Consider the following 17,440-nt stretch of genomic DNA (forward strand, 5'->3'; position numbering starts at 1 on the left):
CATGAGCGAAATAAAAGACATTGTTGTTCAGGGGTTATGGAAAAATAACTCTGCTCTGGTGCAGCTACTTGGCCTGTGCCCTTTACTGGCGGTGACGTCTACGGCAACCAACGCTCTGGGGCTGGGTCTGGCCACAACGCTGGTATTAACGCTGACCAACCTTACGGTATCCGCACTACGTCGCTGGACGCCGGCAGAAATCCGTATCCCGATTTACGTTATGATCATTGCCTCGGTGGTAAGCGCAGTACAGATGCTGATCAATGCGTATGCGTTCGGTTTATATCAGTCTTTAGGGATTTTTATTCCGCTGATTGTAACGAACTGCATTGTTGTCGGTCGCGCCGAAGCGTTTGCCGCGAAAAAAGGACCGTGGCTTTCCGCGTTGGACGGTTTTTCCATCGGCATGGGCGCGACAGGCGCGATGTTCGTGCTGGGCTCACTGCGCGAGATCCTCGGGAATGGTACGCTTTTCGATGGCGCGGATAGCCTGCTGGGAGGCTGGGCAAAAGTATTACGGGTCGAGATATTTCACACCGACTCGCCTTTCCTGCTGGCGATGCTGCCGCCAGGCGCGTTTATCGGCCTGGGACTCATGCTGGCGGTAAAATATCTTATTGATGAAAAAATGAAGAAACGCCGCGCCGAAACCGCGCCTTCCGCTGTTCCGGCAGGTGAAACAGGGAAAGTCTGATGAACAAAGCAAAAAGGCTGGAAATTCTGACGCGCCTGCGCGACAACAATCCGCACCCCACAACGGAACTCAATTTCACGTCGCCGTTTGAGTTGCTGATTGCCGTGTTGCTTTCCGCGCAGGCAACCGACGTCAGCGTGAACAAGGCTACCGCCAAACTTTACCCGGTCGCCAATACGCCAGCCGCGATGCTGGAACTGGGCGTAGAAGGCGTGAAATCCTATATCAAAACCATCGGTTTATTTAACAGTAAAGCGGAAAACGTGATTAAGACCTGCCGTATTTTACTGGACAAGCATAATGGCAAAGTGCCGGAGGATCGGGCGGCGCTGGAAGCGCTTCCCGGCGTGGGGCGTAAAACCGCTAACGTGGTGCTAAATACCGCCTTCGGCTGGCCGACCATCGCCGTTGATACGCATATATTTCGTGTATGCAACCGAACACAGTTCGCGCCGGGTAAAAATGTCGAGCAGGTAGAAGAGAAGTTACTGAAAGTGGTGCCGAATGAGTTCAAAGTGGACTGCCATCACTGGTTAATTTTGCATGGCCGCTATACCTGTATCGCCCGAAAACCCCGCTGCGGCTCCTGCCTCATTGAAGACCTTTGCGAATACAAAGAAAAAGTCGATATTTGATATGCTCGGAGCGCGTCCGTCACGCCAGCGCGCTCCCACCTTCGGCCTGGATCTATTTTAGCCATCAATCATTCCAGTCTCTGTCCTTTTTCTGATGTAATGTGCTTTCGTTTTCCCTCCACGTCAGGTTAATCATTTTTTTAATCGCAAAAATTTCTATCTATCCGTGATCAGGATCACTTTGATAACTTCATGTGAAATTTAATGACATCTAAGGTTACATTTACAACCGGATAGACTGACTCCCCGTTTTCACTACAAAATATTACTCTGCCATTTTTTCAGATAATGGCCTATATCACTGCTTTTCACCTTAAATAGCAGAAGATATCGCCTTTCACCCAAACCAATGGCCTTTTTGCAGTGTAAAAATCTGCCATTCTTCAAATGAAGAAATTTAACGCTGGATAACATTTCTGACATCGGACGATTCAACCAGAAGAGTTATATGTAACAGATTATTACAAAGCTCTTGTCTGGAGAGGAAAGATAGTGAACATTACCTGCCGTTTCCCCTCCAATATAACAATCGGACGGATGAGTCTGACTCATCACGCGCCAGACAATCCCTGTTAATACGGGGCGTAAAAAAGAGGTAAAAGTGTCTACTGCAAACAAAAAACCAACTGAGAGCGTCAGTTTGAACGCTTTCAAACAACCGAAGGCGTTCTATCTCATCTTCTCGATAGAGTTATGGGAGCGTTTTGGTTATTACGGCCTGCAAGGCATTATGGCCGTCTACCTGGTAAAACAACTGGGTATGTCAGAAGCGGATTCCATCACCCTTTTCTCTTCCTTCAGTGCGCTGGTGTACGGCCTGGTCGCCATTGGCGGTTGGTTAGGTGATAAAATTCTGGGCACCAAACGCGTTATTATGCTGGGTGCCGTGGTGCTGGCTATCGGTTATGCGCTGGTCGCATGGTCTGGTCATGACGCTGGCATCGTCTATATGGGCATGGCGGCTATCGCTGTGGGTAACGGTCTGTTTAAAGCTAACCCGTCTTCCCTGCTGTCTACCTGTTACGCGAAGGACGATCCGCGTCTCGACGGCGCATTTACGATGTATTATATGTCCGTCAACATCGGCTCCTTCTTCTCTATGCTGGCGACGCCGTGGCTGGCGGCGCGTTATGGCTGGAGCACCGCGTTTGCGCTTAGCGTCGTCGGTATGCTGATAACCGTCGTTAACTTTGCTTTCTGCCAGCGTTGGGTGAAAAGCTACGGTTCCAAACCCGACTTTGAACCGATCAACTTCCGTAATCTGCTGCTGACAATCGTGGGTATTGTCGTTCTGATTGCGGTCGCCACCTGGCTGCTGCACAACCAGGACATCGCGCGTATGGTGCTGGGCGTAATCGCTCTTGGCATCGTCATTATCTTCGGTAAAGAAGCGTTTTCCATGCACGGCGCGGCTCGCCGTAAAATGATCGTCGCCTTTATTTTGATGCTGCAGGCGATTATCTTCTTCGTACTGTACAGCCAGATGCCGACGTCGCTGAACTTCTTTGCCATTCGTAACGTCGAGCACTCTATTCTCGGCATCGCGTTCGAACCGGAACAGTATCAGGCGCTGAACCCATTCTGGATCATTATCGGCAGCCCGATTCTGGCCGCTATCTATAACAGGATGGGCGATACGCTGCCGATGCCGATGAAATTCGCCATTGGTATGGTGCTGTGTTCCGGCGCGTTCCTGATTCTGCCGCTGGGCGCCAAATTTGCGAACGATGCCGGCATCGTATCCGTAAACTGGCTGATCGCAAGCTACGGCCTGCAAAGTATCGGTGAGCTGATGATCTCCGGTCTGGGACTGGCAATGGTCGCACAGTTGGTTCCGCAGCGTCTGATGGGTTTCATCATGGGTAGCTGGTTCCTGACAACGGCAGGCGCTAACATCATCGGCGGTTATGTCGCCAACCTGATGGCTGTGCCGAGCGACGTGACTGACCCACTGATGTCCCTGGAAGTCTATGGTCGCGTATTTATGCAGATTGGCATAGCAACCGCCGTTATCGCCATCCTGATGCTGCTGACAGCGCCTAAGCTGAACCGTATGACCCAAGACGATGATAACGCTGAAAAAGGCTCTAAAGCCGCTACAGTTTAATTTTCCGGGAAACAACATTCAGGCCGCTAACTGTGCGTTAGCGGCTTTTTTTTTGCTCGTCCCCGCACTACCATACTTTAAACCTCAGCAAAAAGGAGTTACCGATGAAACTGTTCTACAAACCGGGTGCCTACTCTCTTGCTTCCCATATTACCCTGCGCGAAATTGGCAAAGACTTTACGCTTGATGGCGTCGATCTCGCAAAAAAACGCCTGGAAAATGGTGATGATTACCTGGCAGTCAACCCTAAAGGACAGGTTCCGGCTCTGCTGCTGGATGACGGCACACTGTTGACTGAAGGCGTCGCCATTATGCAGTATCTCGCCGACAGCGTTCCCGACCGCCAGCTTCTGGCGCCGGTAAGTAGTCTTGCTCGCTATCATACGCTGGAATGGCTCAACTATATTGCAACGGAACTGCATAAAGGCTTTACCCCTCTGTTCCGCCCTGACACGCCAGAAACACTCAAACCCGCCGTTCGCGCCGGTCTGGAAAAGAAATTGCAGTATGTGGATGAGTCGCTTTCAGACGACCAGTGGATTTGCGGCCAGCGTTTTACCATTGCAGACGCTTATCTGTTTACCGTATTGCGTTGGGCCTATGGCGTAAAACTGAATATGGACGGGTTAACGCATATTGAAAGTTATATGCAGCGTGTCGCAAAAAGACCGACCGTTGCGGCAGCGCTTAAAGCGGAAGGACTGAATTAATGTCATGTTGCCGGATAGCTCGCTGTACCGCCATCCGGCCTCTTTTTAGCAGCAATAATTACAGCCGCGTTGCGCTGAAGTAATGTTCAGGGTTAGCGATCCTGTCCTGGGCCGCCACGACCTGCAGTTCGTACTCCTGCATCGTTTTGGTGGCGATCATAATCTCATAGACTGCCGCCGTAACGTGCTCCAGCGCCTGCTGCAACGTCGCGCCCTGCAAAAGTTTGACCAGCAATAAACCACTGGTGACATCGCCAACGCCAACCGGCTGACGTGAGCCGAAATCCACCAGCGGACGGCTAATATGCCAGGCTTCCTGCGCTGTCACCAGCAGCATTTCAAAGCGTTCTGAACTGTAACCGGCGCGGGCGAGATGTTTTACCAGTACAATTTCTGGCCCCTGAGCAATCAGTTCGCGCGCCGCCTGCACGGCGTCATCCACACTATTCACGCTATGTTTGCTGAGAATTTCCAGTTCAATCAGGTTAGGCGCGATAATATCGCTGGCGGGTAGCGCATAACGCACATGGAACTCTGCGACGCCAGGCGCCACGATACAGCCCTTTTCCGGATGCCCCATCACGGGATCGCAGAAATATTTTGCCTGCGGATTTGCCGCTTTAACCTGGCGCACAATACCGAGAATGTGTTCTCCCTGCTCGGCAGATCCCAGGTAACCGCTAAGTACGGCGTCGCAGTGCGCTAACTGGCCAATGTCCGCAATCCCCTGGACAATCTCAGTCAGATGGCTGGGCGGCATGACACAGCCGGTCCATTTACCATATTGCGTGTGGTTAGAAAACTGAACGGTATTCAGCGGCCAAACATTCGCGCCAAGACGGCGCATGGGAAATTCGGCGGCGCTGTTGCCCGCATGTCCGAAAACAACATGGGACTGGATAGCGAGGATATTCTTCATTTTTTTACCTGAACATCAAAAATAAGGGAGTGATTTCTCACTCCCTGTTACTTAATGCCTTATTTCCAGCAAATCAGACAATAGTTCTTTTTGCCGCGACGTAATAAGGTATAGCGGCCAAACAGACGGTCCTCATCGTTAAAGATGTATTCAGGATCGGATTGTTTTTCACCATTGATAGTGACAGCGTTGGAGGCGATAGTCTTACGCGCCTGACCACGTGACGGCTGGAGCTCGGCGTCTACCAGCGCCTGCATCAGGTCGGCGCCTTTTTCCATTTCAACCATCGGTACGCCGTCCTGCGCCAACTGCTCAAAGTCAGCTTCGCTCAGCGCGCTCAGTGAACCGCTGAACAGACATTCAGTGATCCGTTTCGCCGCGACCAGCCCTTCTTCACCATGAACCAGGCGCGTCACCTGCTCGGCCAGCACATACTGCGCGCGCGGCGCTTTCCCGCTGTTTTTATCTTCTTCTTCCAGGGCATTGATCTCTTCAATGTCCATAAAAGTGAAGAATTTCAGGAAGCGATAAACATCGGCATCTGCGGTGTTAATCCAGAACTGGTAGAATTTGTACGGACTGGTTTTCTTCGGATCCAGCCAGACAGCGCCGCCTTCGGTTTTACCGAATTTCGTGCCGTCAGCTTTGGTGATCAGTGGAACGGTCAAACCAAATACCTGATTCTGGTGCAGGCGACGGGTCAGGTCGATACCGGAAGTGATGTTCCCCCACTGGTCAGAACCGCCAATCTGTAAGGCAACGCCGTGCAGTTTATTCAGACAAGCGAAGTCGTACCCCTGTAGCAGGTTATAAGAGAACTCCGTGAAAGAGATACCCTGATCGTCACGGTTCAGACGCTGCTTCACCGCTTCTTTGTTGATCATCTGATTAACGGAAAAATGTTTACCGATATCGCGCAGGAAAGTCAGCACATTCATGCTGCCGAACCAGTCATAGTTATTGGCCGCGATAGCGGAGTTTTCGCCGCAATCAAAGTCCAGGAATGGGGCAACCTGTTTACGAATTTTCGCCACCCACTCCTGAACGGTCTCTTCAGTGTTCAGTTTACGCTCGGCGGCTTTGAAGCTCGGGTCGCCAATCAGACCGGTCGCGCCGCCTACCAGCGCAACAGGTTTGTGCCCTGCCTGCTGGAAGCGTTTCAGGCATAACAATGGAACCAGATGCCCCAAATGCAAGCTGTCAGCGGTAGGATCGAAGCCGCAATAGAGCGCGATCGGGCCTTGCGCCAGTCGCTCTGCCAACGCGTCTTCGTCCGTCACCTGGGCTACCAGCCCCCGCTCTTGCAATTGTTTAATCAAGTTACTGCTTGCCATCAAAATCTCCATGTATAAAACGACTGCACCTTTGCCGGTACACGACTTTTCGCCAGACGCGAAAGAGACATAGCATAAAACGGCGGATTCATCCGCACCAGTGCTTAAAACAAGATTTTTGCATCTTTAGGGCGCAAGACGGTCGATTTTCCATGCGCCGTCGTCGCGTTGGTATAAAAAGCGATCGTGCAGACGATGTTCGCCGCCCTGCCAGAACTCCATCTGTTCGATACTCACGCGAAAACCGCCCCAGAAGCTGGGTAACGGCACTTCGCCCTGTTGAAACTTCTGCTTGAGCTCCAGGAATTTGCTTTCGAGGATACCGCGCGCGGAAATGCGGCTGGATTGTTTAGAGACCCATGCGCCAATCTGGCTGTCGCGCGGACGGCTGTGGAAATACCTCACCACCTCAAGTGTGGAGAGACGCTCGGCTTTGCCTGTCACCATCACCTGGCGTTCAAGCATATGCCAGGGAAATAACAGGCTGATACGCGGATTGTGCTCAATCTGATGCGCCTTGCGGCTTCCCAGGTTGGTATAAAAGACCAGGCCTTTTTCATCATAATGCTTGAGCAATACAATACGCTGGTACGGTTGCCCCTTGTCATCTACGGTCGCCACGACCATTGCCGTCGGATCGGCCAGTCTGGCGTCGCACGCTTGCCCAAGCCAGCGCTCGAATAAGGTTAACGGTTCAGCGGGTAAATCGCGGCGACGCAAGCCGCCTTTCGTGTATTCACGGCGCAGATGCGCGATCTGCTGCAATTGGTCGTTATCAGACATGGCGTTGATCAGAAATAAACAGTGGGTGGCGCTATTGTGCGCCCCCATACTGAAAATCTCAACGCTTCGGATTTTGTAACTGACAGTTATTAAGCACAATTCTGTCTCGTTTATAGACCGTGGCGCTCTCGCCTTGCGACCAGAAAACATAAATCCCGTCGGTATAACGCGCGCCCGAGGCCGAGATTCCTTGCTTCAGGGTCAGCAGCTTATTGTCATAAACAAAACTGACCTCTTCACGCGGGTTATTGACTTTAACGGTAAGCGGCTTCTCATCACACTGGTATTCCAGCGTATCCGTTTGCATACGTTCAACAAATTGTTGATAAACGCTACAGCCGGTCAGCAGCACAGGTAAACACATTATTGCGATCTTTTTCATAGGCATATCCCGAAAGCTCTCCTGCTTCTGGAAGGGCAAACGCCCCTTCCTGACCTTGCTAGTTTACCGATATAGGGTCCGGGAAAAATTCAGTTAACTCTGAGTTATTGGGTTAGCCGGGTAAATAGCGCCTAAAACACTGGCTTCTGTAGCCCCCGTCACGAAAGGTAAATTTCCCGGCAGGCCCGCGAGCGTTCGCCAGGCAAGCCATGCAAAGGCCAGCGCTTCCATATCATCGCCGCTAATCCCCGCCTTATCGGTGGTCGAAACCTCGATACCGGGCAACAACGCCGCCAGACGGGCCATCACTAACGGATTCCGGCTTCCGCCGCCACAGACCATCAGCCGCTCGCAGCCGCCATTGAGCAGCACCTGTTGGGCGATGGAGACCGCCGTCAGCTCAGCCAGCGTGGCCTGCACATCGCGCGCGTCTGCACCAGGGAAAGCCGTAAGATGACGTTCTAACCAGCCATAGTTGAAATATTCGCGTCCTGTACTTTTGGGCGCCGACGCAGCAAAGTACGGATCGCGCAACATCTTTTGCAGCAAGGGAAGAATAACCTGACCTTCTTTCGCCCATGCCGCATCTTTGTCGTAGGGCTGCGCGCATTGTCGCCAAATCCACGCATCCATCAACATATTACCCGGCCCCGTGTCGTACCCGCGCACCGCCTGTCCGGGGAAAAGCAGAGATAAATTGGCGATGCCGCCGATATTCAGGACCATACGTTTTTCCGTCGGATGTCCCAACAGCGCGTGATGGAAAGCGGGCACCAGCGGCGCGCCTTGTCCGCCCAGCGCAATATCCCGCCGCCGAAAATCGCCGACCACTGTAATCCCCGTATGGGCGACGATGTGATTATTATCGCCAATTTGCAGCGTATGCGGGGCCTCGCCGGTCGGCTCATGCCAGACCGTTTGCCCATGACAACCAATGGCGACGATATCCCGCGGCTGCAAACGTTGTTGCGCTAACAGCGCATTAACCGCCTGTGCAAAAAGCCGGCCTAACTGGGTATCCAGCTGGCCGAGTTGCGAGAGCGTAAGCGGTTGTCCCTGGCAAATATCGAGAATGCCTTTTTTCAGATGAACGGGAATGGGCCAAGTGAGACTTGCCTGTTGCGCAACCATGGTTTCATCAATTGCCGCCAGTACAACATCCACGCCATCAAGGCTGGTCCCGGACATAACGCCAATAAAACGGCCCGATTTCATACCTCTTCCTTATTAAGCTGGGTTAAGCCTTAACACTCGGCATAACGTATTTTGCAATGCGATGCCCGCGTCACGTTTTTTGCCGTGCCGTCCACGGATATCAATGACCTATCTTTTCTTGCTTCCCACTTCGTTTAAGATTAGTTAATTAACTTCTGATTATGATTTTTACATTCTTTTGGCAGAAGATATGACCTTAACTGCATAAATGCCATATAATTTAGCTATAGGGATGCTGAAATAGCGTTTCGTGAAGAACAGGAGATGGGTAAATGATTAAACGTGTACTGGCCGTTTCACTGATGGGGTTATCCTTAGCGGGGTGTGTTAACAATGATAGCCTTTCGGGTGATGTTTATACCGCATCCGAGGCTAAACAAGTTCAGAATGTAACGTACGGTACTATCGTTAACGTTCGTCCGGTTCAAATTCAGGGCGGTGATGATTCTAACGTGATTGGCGCTATCGGCGGCGCGGTGTTGGGCGGATTCCTCGGCAACACTATCGGCGGCGGTACGGGTCGTTCACTGGCGACCGCGGCAGGCGCGGTGGCTGGCGGCGTAGCGGGCCAGGGCGTCCAGAGCGCAATGAATAAAACCCAGGGTGTGGAACTGGAAATTCGTAAAGACGATGGCAACACCATTATGGTTGTGCAGAAACAAGGAAATACGCGTTTCTCGGCAGGTCAGCGTGTCGTGCTGGCCAGCAATGGCAGCCAGGTTACTGTCTCTCCACGCTAAACCAGGCTTTACGTGTGGTCACATGGCCACACGTATGCCCCTGCACCTCAATCGTGAGAGTGCAATTCCATAATGTTGTGTTCAAGCTTGGCGATAAGTTTAATCAGAATCTCAATCTCCTCTGAAGAAATCCCAGCCAAAATTTCACCGCGCGTTTTATGAATGACCGCTTCCATCTCAGCGATCAGCGGCTCCGCTTTTTCGGTCAGTTTAATGCGCTTAGCGCGACGATCGCTGGCGCAGGTTTGCCGCGAAATTAGCCCCTTATCTTCAAGTTGATCCAACGTGCGTACCAGCGATGGCTGCTCAATGCCTATCGCTTTAGCCAATTGAATCTGCGACTGGTCAGGCGGCAATTGATGAATATTGTGCAACGTGACCCAATGTGTCTGCGTCAATTCCAGAGGCTTGAGGCGATGGTCAATCAGAGCACGCCAAATGCGCACTAACCGTGCCAGATCAGAACCTAGTGGCGATTCCAATTTCATCTCCTTATAATTAGCTTGCTAAGTTATTATGCTGATTTTAGAATAGTGTGCAGTATTTGTATTCTCAAAACAAATGTATTGCTAAATTTGCTTACCAATAGACATTTTTTCAGACATAGTGCGCACCTGGCACCTGTAGCTTCGGTTTTGGCTAAAACCAAAGCATCGATGTCTGACGCAAAGGAACATTGCTTGTGAAGTGTATACTCAACGCCACAGGATTGCCCTTACAAGATCTCATGTTGGGAGCATCTGTTTACTTTCCGCCATTCTTTAAAGCCTTTGCGCTTGGGTTCGTTATCTGGTTGTTTATTCACCGACTCCTGCGTGACCGGATATACTCTGATGAAATCTGGCATCCCCTGTTAATGGATCTCTCCCTCTTTACGCTTTGCGTATGTCTGGGCCTCGTTTTACTGATCGCGTGGTAAATATGTCCTTAAAAACAATAAAATATTTTTCTACTCTCATTGTCGCCGTCGTCGCCGTTCTGGCCGCGTGGTGGTTATGGAATTACTATATGCAGTCACCGTGGACGCGCGATGGTAAAATCCGCGCGGAACAGGTCAGCGTAACGCCACAGGTTTCTGGCAGCATTACCCAACTCAATATCAAAGATAATCAGTTCGTCAACGCCGGGGACGTTCTTTTTGTCATTGATAAAACGCCCTTCCATATTGCAGAACTTAACGCGCAGGCGCAGTTGGCCAAAGCGCAGTCCGATCTGGCAAAAGCGAATAATGAAGCCGACCGACGTCGACATTTATCGCGTAACTACATCTCTGCTGAAGATCTGGATAGCGCCAATCTGAATGTTAAAGCGATGCAGGCCAACGTAGATGTCGCACTGGCGACGTTAAAACAGGCGCAGTGGCAGCTTAGCCAGACGGAAGTAAAAGCGCCGGTATCCGGCTGGGTGACCAACCTTTCCACGCGTACCGGTGATTATGCCAGTACCGGTAAGCCGCTTTTCGCCCTGGTAGATAGCCATTCATTTTATGTAATGGGATATTTCGAAGAAACCAAACTACGCCATATCCGCGAAGGTGAGCCTGCATTAATAACACTGTATAGTGGCAATATTAAGTTACAGGGTCACGTTGGCAGTATCGGGCGCGCTATTTACGACCAAAGCGTGGAAAGTGACTCCGGTTTAGTGCCCGATATCAAACCCAACGTACCGTGGGTACGTCTGGCGCAACGCGTACCGGTACGTATCGAATTTGACGCTTTGCCGCAGGATATCACGCTCGTCTCCGGCACTACCTGCAGCGTAGCCATTGGACAGCGGTAATGAAACTCTCCCTGCCGGCCCTGCGAAATACGCCCTGGTTTAAAGCGACCTCCGGCCAGTGGCGTTACGCGTTGCGCAATACCATTGCTATGTGTCTCGCGCTGACATTCGCTTATTATCTCAATCTGGATGAGCCCTACTGGGCGATGACTTCGGCCGCAGTGGTGAGCTTTCCGACCGTAGGCGGCGTAATCAGTAAAAGTCTGGGGCGTATTGCCGGGAGTTTACTCGGCGCGACCGCCGCGTTAATTATTGCCGGCCATACGCTGAATGAACCCTGGTTGTTCTTATTTAGCATGGCCGCCTGGATCGGTTTTTGTACCTGGGCCTGCGCGCATTTTACCAATAATGCCGCTTATGCTTTCCAGTTGTCCGGCTACACGGCGGCAATCATCGCGTTCCCGATGGTTAATATTGTAGAAATCACGCAGTTGTGGGATATCGCCCAGGCACGTGTATGTGAAGTTATCGTCGGCATCCTCTGTGGCGGCATGATGATGATGATCCTACCCAGCACATCGGATGGCACTGCCCTGCTCACCGCGTTGAAAAACATGCATGCGCGCTTGCTGGAACATGCCAGTCTACTTTGGCAGCCGGAGACTACCGACGCCATCCGCTCCGCGCATGAGGGCGTCATTGGGCAAATCCTGACCATGAACCTGCTGCGTATTCAGGCCTTCTGGAGTCATTACCGTTTTCGCCGCCAGAATGCATTGCTAAATGCATTGTTACACCAGCAATTACGGCTAACCAGCGTGATCTCCAGTCTGCGTAGAATGCTTTTAAACTGGCCGACGCCGCCAGAAAACAGCCGCGAAGTTATTGAACAACTCTTAGCTGCGCTGGCGAAACCGCGCGCGGACAGCTACACCGTGGCGCGGATTATTGCCCCGCTACGCCCGCAGGATGAACAGGATTATCGTCACCTCGCGTTCTGGCAGCGATTACGCTATTTTTGCCAGCTATATCTGCGCAGCAGCCGTCAGTTATATCTGATCGAAAGCGGCGCGCCGGTGGATCAAATCCATATCCGCCGCACTCCCGGCCTTGCGCGGCATACGGATAACGCAGAGGCCATCTGGAGCGGCGTGCGTACCTTTTGCACGCTCACGGTGATTGGCGCCTGGAGTATTGGCGCGCAATGGGAATCCGGGCCCGGCGCATTAACCCTGGCGGCGATCAGTTGTGTCCTCTACTCCATCGTCGCCACGCCGTTTAAGTCGCTCACCTTATTGATGCGAACTTTAGTGCTGCTGTCCTTATTCAGCTTCGTGGTGAAATTTGGCCTGATGGTGCAAATCACCGATCTGTGGCAATTCTTGCTTTTCCTTTTTCCGCTGTTCGTCACGATGCAACTGCTTAAACTGCAGATGCCTAAGCTGGCGGGACTGTGGGGGCAGCTTATCGTTTTTATGGGCTCATTCATCGCCGTGACCAATCCGCCGGTGTACGACTTCGCCGACTTCCTTAACGATAATACCGCCAAGATCGTCGGCGTCGCGATTTCCTGGCTGGCGTTTGCGATTTTACGCCCCGGTTCCGATGCCGTAAAAAGTCGCCGCCATATCCGCGCGCTACGCCGGGATTTCGTCGATCAGCTTAGCCGTCATCCTTCCCATAGCGAAAGCGAGTTTGAATCGCTGACCTATCATCACGTCAGTCAGCTCAGCAATAGCCAGGATGCGCTGGCGCGCCGGTGGTTATTACGTTGGGGAGTGGTACTGCTGAACTGCTCGCATGTGGTGTGGCAGCTGCGCGCCTGGGAGTCGCGTTCCGATCCGCTTTCCCGGGTGCGGGATATTTGTATATCCCTGCTGCGTGATGTGATGAGCGAGCGCGGCGTGCAGCAACGCCCGCTTGCCGTCACGCTACAGGAATTACAGCGTATCTGCGACACGCTCGCACATCATCATCAGCCCGCCGCGCATGAGCTGGCGGCGATTATCTGGCGTTTACACTGTTCGCTGTCGCAGCTGGAACAGGCTCCAGCGCAGGGAACACTGTCTCCGGGTTATTTAATGACGCCGCAGGCGTAACGCATTCCGCCGCCGCCGAGCGGTTTCGGCTGATCGGACATGTTATCGCCGCCCACATGGATCATGAGCGCTTTATCTTTCACTTCATCAAGAGACTTCAGACGCGGCGCAGTAACCGGTTCGGTGGCGATACCATCATTATTAACGACTAACACCGGGAGGTCGCCCAGATGCCCCTGGCCTTCCGGTCCTTCATGCTTGCCGGTATTTTGTGGGTCCAGATGACCACCAGCGGCCTCTGCGGCAACTGCTTTGCCGTCTTTAATCGCGGGCTGGCAGCTACCGTTGGCATGAATGTGAAAACCATGCTCGCCCGGCGGTAACGCTTTAAGGTGTGGGGTAAATTTTAAGCCGCCTTCGGTTTCATCGATGACGACGGTGCCGATAGACTGTCCTACGCCTTGCGCCGTCACCAGGTTCATCTCTACTTTCTCGCTGGCGGCCTGCGCACCCGCACAGGCCAGCAGCGTCACCATCGCTAAACTTAATCGCTTCATAAAACCTCCGTTACATGTGGTCGTCTGTTAAGTGTAAACCACTGGCGAAAACATGAACGGAAAGTCAACGAGTTGGCGATTACGGCACGTCATAACCCAGTGCCGCCTTGCGGATTCGGAACCACTGTTGACGCGACAATGACAGCGTTTCCGCTTCTAGTGCGGCGCGTACGCGTTCGATTTTACCCGAGCCAATAATCGGCAGCGGCTGCGACGGCAAACGTAAAATCCAGGCATAGACCACCTGTTCAATAGAACTGGCGTTGAGTTCTTGCGCGATAACGGAAAGTTCCTGGCGCAACGGCTGATAAGCCTCATCATTAAACAGCCGACCGCCGCCAAGACATGACCAGGCCATCGGACGAATACGCAGTTGCTGTAATTGATCTAATGTGCCGTCCAGCAACAAAGGCTGATGAACCGGCGAGATCTCCACCTGATTGGTCGCCAGGGTGAACGGCAGGCGCGATTGCAGCAACGTAAATTGCGCTGGCGTAAAATTAGAAACGCCAAAATGGCGCACTTTGCCGCTTTGATGTAGATGTTGAAACGCCTCGGCGACGTCATCCGCATCCATTAACGGATCGGGACGGTGAATTAACAACATATCCAGATAATCTGTCGCCAGATTTTTTAATGACTGTTCGGCGCTCAGAATAATATGGCGGCGATCGGTAATATAATGACCGAGCCTATTTTCCGCTCTGGCGGTGGTCGCAATACCGCATTTGGTAACGATTTGCAGTTTTTCCCGCAAATGCGGCGCCAACGTTAGCGCCGCGCCAAACGCCGCTTCGCATTGATAACCGCCATAAATGTCCGCATGGTCAACGGTAGTGACGCCCAAATCCAGATGTTCTTCGATAAAACTCACTAACTGACGCGCGGACATATTCCAGTCCATCAGACGCCAGTAACCCATGACAAAACGCGAAAACTCCGGGCCTTGTGGAGCGATGGTGACACGCTGAACCATAACAGATTCCTCATAGAGAATAATGAGGTTGAGTATACGCAATTCCGCGTTTAAAAGAGTGAAGGTTGTTGAGGATCTTCCGATGGGAGAGGCTTGTTTGCGCGTATTTTACGCAAGAAACGCTGGCGACAAAGCCGCAGTACATTTTGTTTCTCGGCATCGCTCATTTTTTGCCAGTTAAACCGTTCGTCGCGGCTGCGCATACAGCCCCGACAAAAGCCACGCTCATCAGACTGACAGATACCGCGACATGGGCTTGCTACAGGAAAAAACTCCAACTGCTCGGCCACATCCCCTCCTCAACGTTTGGCGCTTATGACTATTGAAGACGCTAACTGACATTATGGCAACTCTGCTTGCAGTAGACCGACTGGTCTACTATACTGCCTGCTATGAATAAGCAAACCGAACACGATACCCGCGAACATCTGCTGGCCACCGGCGAGCAGCTTTGTATGCAGCGGGGTTTTACCGGCATGGGGCTTAGCGAGTTGCTCAAAACCGCCCAGGTGCCTAAAGGGTCGTTTTATCACTACTTTCGCTCGAAAGAAGCCTTCGGCGTCGCCATGCTTGAGCGACATTATGCCTGCTATCATCAGCGTCTTACGGCGCACTTCACCTCCGGTCCCGGTAATCATCGCGATCGTCTTCTCGCCTGGTATCAGGAAACGTTAAATCAGTTTTGCCAGCAAGGCGCCATCAGCGGTTGCCTGACGGTGAAACTGTCAGCGGAAGTCTGCGATCTGTCGGAGGATATGCGCTCTACGATGGATAAAGGGGCGCAGGAGATCATGGCACTGCTTGCACGCGCGCTGGAAGATGGCCGTAATAGCCACTGTTTACATTTCACCGGCCAGCCGTTGCCACAGGCGCAGGTACTTTATGCCCTGTGGCTGGGCGCCAATTTGCAGGCCAAAATATCCCGTAGCGCCGCGCCGCTGGAAAATGCGTTGGCGCATGTTAAGACCATCATTGCAACGCCTGAGCAGTAACAGGCGTTTTTATTTCCTTTATTACAAGACGACCGGTCTACTTATATCAGGAGCCACTATGTCATCAGCAAAACTGTTTACCCCCCTCAAGGTGGGTGCCATCACGGCGACAAATCGCGTATTTATGGCGCCTTTGACGCGTTTGCGGAGTATTGAACCGGGCGACATTCCTACGCCGTTAATGGCGGAATATTACCGTCAACGCGCCAGCGCCGGATTGATCATCAGCGAAGCCACACAAATCTCCGCACAGGCGAAAGGCTATGCCGGCGCACCGGGATTACACAGCGATGAGCAGATCGCCGCCTGGAAAAAAATCACTCAGGGAGTCCATGCCCAGGGCGGCCATATGGCGGTGCAACTGTGGCATACGGGCCGTATTTCACACGCCAGCCTGCAACCAGGCGGACAAGCGCCCGTCGCGCCATCCGCTATCAATGCGGGAACCCGCACCTCTTTGCGTGATGAAAACGGCCAGGCCATCCGCGTAGAGACTTCCACGCCGCGCGCGCTGGATACTCACGAGATTCCAGGGATCGTCAACGATTTCCGCCAGGCTATCGCCAATGCCCGAGAGGCAGGCTTCGATCTGGTGGAGCTGCACTCCGCGCACGGTTATCTGCTGCACCAGTTCCTCTCACCGTCTTCTAATCACCGTACCGATCAGTACGGCGGCAGCGTAGAGAATCGCGCCCGTCTGGTGCTGGAGGTGGTTGATGCCGGCATTAAGGAATGGGGCGCGGACCGTATCGGCATCCGCCTTTCTCCTGTCGGCACTTTCCAGAATGTCGATAACGGCCCGAATGAAGAAGCTGACGCCCTTTATCTGATTGAAGCGTTAGGCAAACGCGGCATTGCTTATCTGCATATGTCTGAACCAGACTGGGCGGGCGGCGAACCGTACAGCGACGCGTTCCGTGAAAAAGTGCGCGCACGTTTCCAGGGTCCCATCATCGGCGCTGGCGCCTATACGCCAGAAAAAGCGGAAGATCTGATCGAAAAAGGGCTGATTGACGCCGTGGCGTTTGGTCGCGATTACATCGCTAACCCGGATCTGGTAGCGCGTCTGCAATGTAAAGCGAAACTCAATCCACAGCGTCCCGAAAGTTTTTATGGCGGCGGCGCGGAAGGCTACACTGACTACCCTACTCTGTAATTTCATTGATAGCGGCCTCACATCGCCGCTATACTTTGAATATCTTGACTATTTTAAGGACAACGAAAATGCGTTTATTGCATACTATGCTGCGCGTCGGCGATTTGCAGCGTTCCATCGCTTTTTACACTAACGTTCTGGGCATGAAATTGCTGCGTACCAGTGAGAATCCGGAATACAAATACTCGCTGGCCTTTGTGGGATATGGTCCGGAAACGGAAGAAGCGGTCATCGAACTAACCTATAACTGGGGCGTTGAGAGCTACGACATGGGTAATGCGTACGGGCATATCGCGCTGAGCGTTGACAATGCTGCTGAAGCCTGTGAACGCATTCGTCAAAACGGCGGCAACGTGACCCGTGAAGCGGGGCCGGTAAAAGGCGGTTCGACCGTCATCGCCTTCGTTGAAGATCCGGATGGCTATAAAATCGAATTGATTGAAGCTAAAGACGCAGGCCGCGGTCTGGGTAACTGATCC

Annotated in this window: 20 protein-coding genes; 11 read left to right on the forward strand and 9 right to left on the reverse strand. The window is 52.5% G+C overall.

The features are described from left to right. Position 1: 1 nt before the first annotated feature. The 4 genes from LCS67_RS12015 (at position 2) to gstA (ending at position 4,146) form a co-directional block, all read left to right on the forward strand. Entirely contained in the window at positions 2-694 is a 693-nt protein-coding gene (locus tag LCS67_RS12015) for an electron transport complex subunit E (RefSeq protein WP_001289628.1), read from the forward strand. Further along, positions 694-1,329 carry an endonuclease III gene (gene nth, locus LCS67_RS12020; protein ID WP_031566092.1) on the forward strand — a complete coding sequence of 212 codons (636 nt, stop codon included), beginning with the start codon at positions 694-696 and terminating at the stop codon, positions 1,327-1,329. Before LCS67_RS12015 ends, nth begins: the two co-directional genes overlap by 1 nt. Positions 1,330-1,930: 601 nt before the next feature. After that, positions 1,931-3,436, forward strand: a complete 1,506-nt coding sequence (dtpA, locus tag LCS67_RS12025) for a dipeptide/tripeptide permease DtpA (protein WP_000100909.1) — start codon at positions 1,931-1,933, stop codon at positions 3,434-3,436. Between the two features lie 104 nt (positions 3,437-3,540). Beyond that, on the forward strand, positions 3,541-4,146 hold the full coding sequence (gene gstA, locus LCS67_RS12030; RefSeq protein WP_000765770.1) for a glutathione transferase GstA: 606 nt from the start codon (positions 3,541-3,543) through the stop codon (positions 4,144-4,146). 58 nt (positions 4,147-4,204) lie between these two features. Here gstA and pdxY read toward each other — a convergent pair whose 3' ends face one another. The 5 genes from pdxY to anmK form a co-directional block, all read right to left on the reverse strand. Next, entirely contained in the window at positions 4,205-5,065 is an 861-nt protein-coding gene (gene pdxY / locus LCS67_RS12035; protein WP_000789740.1) for a pyridoxal kinase PdxY, read from the reverse strand. 59 nt (positions 5,066-5,124) lie between these two features. Next, entirely contained in the window at positions 5,125-6,399 is a 1,275-nt protein-coding gene (tyrS, locus tag LCS67_RS12040; protein ID WP_000168626.1) for a tyrosine--tRNA ligase, read from the reverse strand. Between the two features lie 126 nt (positions 6,400-6,525). Next, on the reverse strand, positions 6,526-7,182 hold the full coding sequence (gene pdxH / locus LCS67_RS12045; RefSeq protein ID WP_001282334.1) for a pyridoxamine 5'-phosphate oxidase: 657 nt from the start codon (positions 7,180-7,182) through the stop codon (positions 6,526-6,528). A gap of 58 nt (positions 7,183-7,240) precedes the next feature. Further along, complete coding sequence (mliC, locus tag LCS67_RS12050) at positions 7,241-7,570, reverse strand: C-type lysozyme inhibitor (RefSeq protein ID WP_001132086.1); 330 nt, start codon at positions 7,568-7,570, stop codon at positions 7,241-7,243. Between the two features lie 87 nt (positions 7,571-7,657). Then, a complete protein-coding gene (gene anmK / locus LCS67_RS12055) occupies positions 7,658-8,779 on the reverse strand; it encodes an anhydro-N-acetylmuramic acid kinase (protein ID WP_000835019.1) in 1,122 nt (373 codons plus the stop codon). A 272-nt stretch (positions 8,780-9,051) separates the two neighbouring features. On the opposite strand from anmK, the gene slyB reads away from it, so the two are divergent. Then, the gene (gene slyB, locus LCS67_RS12060) at positions 9,052-9,519 is read left to right on the forward strand and encodes an outer membrane lipoprotein SlyB (RefSeq protein ID WP_000597179.1); all 468 of its coding nucleotides are present in this window, start codon (positions 9,052-9,054) and stop codon (positions 9,517-9,519) included. 47 nt (positions 9,520-9,566) lie between these two features. Here the strand turns inward: slyB and slyA are convergent, their stop codons facing one another. Beyond that, the gene (gene slyA, locus LCS67_RS12065; RefSeq protein ID WP_000764550.1) at positions 9,567-10,007 is read right to left on the reverse strand and encodes a transcriptional regulator SlyA; all 441 of its coding nucleotides are present in this window, start codon (positions 10,005-10,007) and stop codon (positions 9,567-9,569) included. A 194-nt stretch (positions 10,008-10,201) separates the two neighbouring features. Here slyA and LCS67_RS12070 point away from each other — a divergent pair, with 194 nt between their 5' ends. From LCS67_RS12070 to LCS67_RS12080, 3 genes are read left to right on the forward strand one after another with little or no spacing between them, the layout of a single operon-like run. Next, complete coding sequence (locus LCS67_RS12070) at positions 10,202-10,438, forward strand: DUF1656 domain-containing protein (protein WP_000649755.1); 237 nt, start codon at positions 10,202-10,204, stop codon at positions 10,436-10,438. A gap of 2 nt (positions 10,439-10,440) precedes the next feature. Continuing rightward, complete coding sequence (locus tag LCS67_RS12075) at positions 10,441-11,301, forward strand: HlyD family secretion protein (RefSeq protein WP_001527784.1); 861 nt, start codon at positions 10,441-10,443, stop codon at positions 11,299-11,301. Next, on the forward strand, positions 11,301-13,340 hold the full coding sequence (locus LCS67_RS12080) for an FUSC family protein (RefSeq protein ID WP_000777616.1): 2,040 nt from the start codon (positions 11,301-11,303) through the stop codon (positions 13,338-13,340). Before LCS67_RS12075 ends, LCS67_RS12080 begins: the two co-directional genes overlap by 1 nt. Here LCS67_RS12080 and sodC2 read toward each other — a convergent pair. The 3 genes from sodC2 to LCS67_RS12095 form a co-directional block, all read right to left on the reverse strand. Next, the gene (gene sodC2 / locus LCS67_RS12085; protein WP_000826820.1) at positions 13,316-13,837 is read right to left on the reverse strand and encodes a superoxide dismutase [Cu-Zn] SodC2; all 522 of its coding nucleotides are present in this window, start codon (positions 13,835-13,837) and stop codon (positions 13,316-13,318) included. The two genes, LCS67_RS12080 and sodC2, sit on opposite strands and share 25 nt — an antisense overlap. Before the next feature lie 79 nt (positions 13,838-13,916). Further along, positions 13,917-14,813, reverse strand: a complete 897-nt coding sequence (locus LCS67_RS12090; RefSeq protein WP_000250715.1) for an aldo/keto reductase — start codon at positions 14,811-14,813, stop codon at positions 13,917-13,919. 50 nt (positions 14,814-14,863) lie between these two features. After that, positions 14,864-15,103 carry a DUF1289 domain-containing protein gene (locus LCS67_RS12095; RefSeq protein WP_001538148.1) on the reverse strand — a complete coding sequence of 80 codons (240 nt, stop codon included), beginning with the start codon at positions 15,101-15,103 and terminating at the stop codon, positions 14,864-14,866. A gap of 102 nt (positions 15,104-15,205) precedes the next feature. On the opposite strand from LCS67_RS12095, the gene LCS67_RS12100 reads away from it, so the two are divergent. The 3 genes from LCS67_RS12100 (at position 15,206) to gloA (ending at position 17,437) form a co-directional block, all read left to right on the forward strand. Continuing rightward, the gene (locus tag LCS67_RS12100) at positions 15,206-15,805 is read left to right on the forward strand and encodes a TetR/AcrR family transcriptional regulator (RefSeq protein WP_001041828.1); all 600 of its coding nucleotides are present in this window, start codon (positions 15,206-15,208) and stop codon (positions 15,803-15,805) included. Positions 15,806-15,863: 58 nt separating this feature from the next. Then, entirely contained in the window at positions 15,864-16,961 is a 1,098-nt protein-coding gene (locus tag LCS67_RS12105) for an alkene reductase (protein ID WP_100521871.1), read from the forward strand. Between the two features lie 68 nt (positions 16,962-17,029). Further along, positions 17,030-17,437, forward strand: coding sequence for a lactoylglutathione lyase (gene gloA / locus LCS67_RS12110; protein ID WP_001237789.1), 408 nt, complete (start codon positions 17,030-17,032; stop codon positions 17,435-17,437). Positions 17,438-17,440: the final 3 nt, after the last annotated feature.

The sequence above is a fragment of the Salmonella sp. A7 genome (assembly GCF_020181675.1).
Classification (GTDB): Bacteria; Pseudomonadota; Gammaproteobacteria; order Enterobacterales; family Enterobacteriaceae; genus Salmonella; species Salmonella enterica.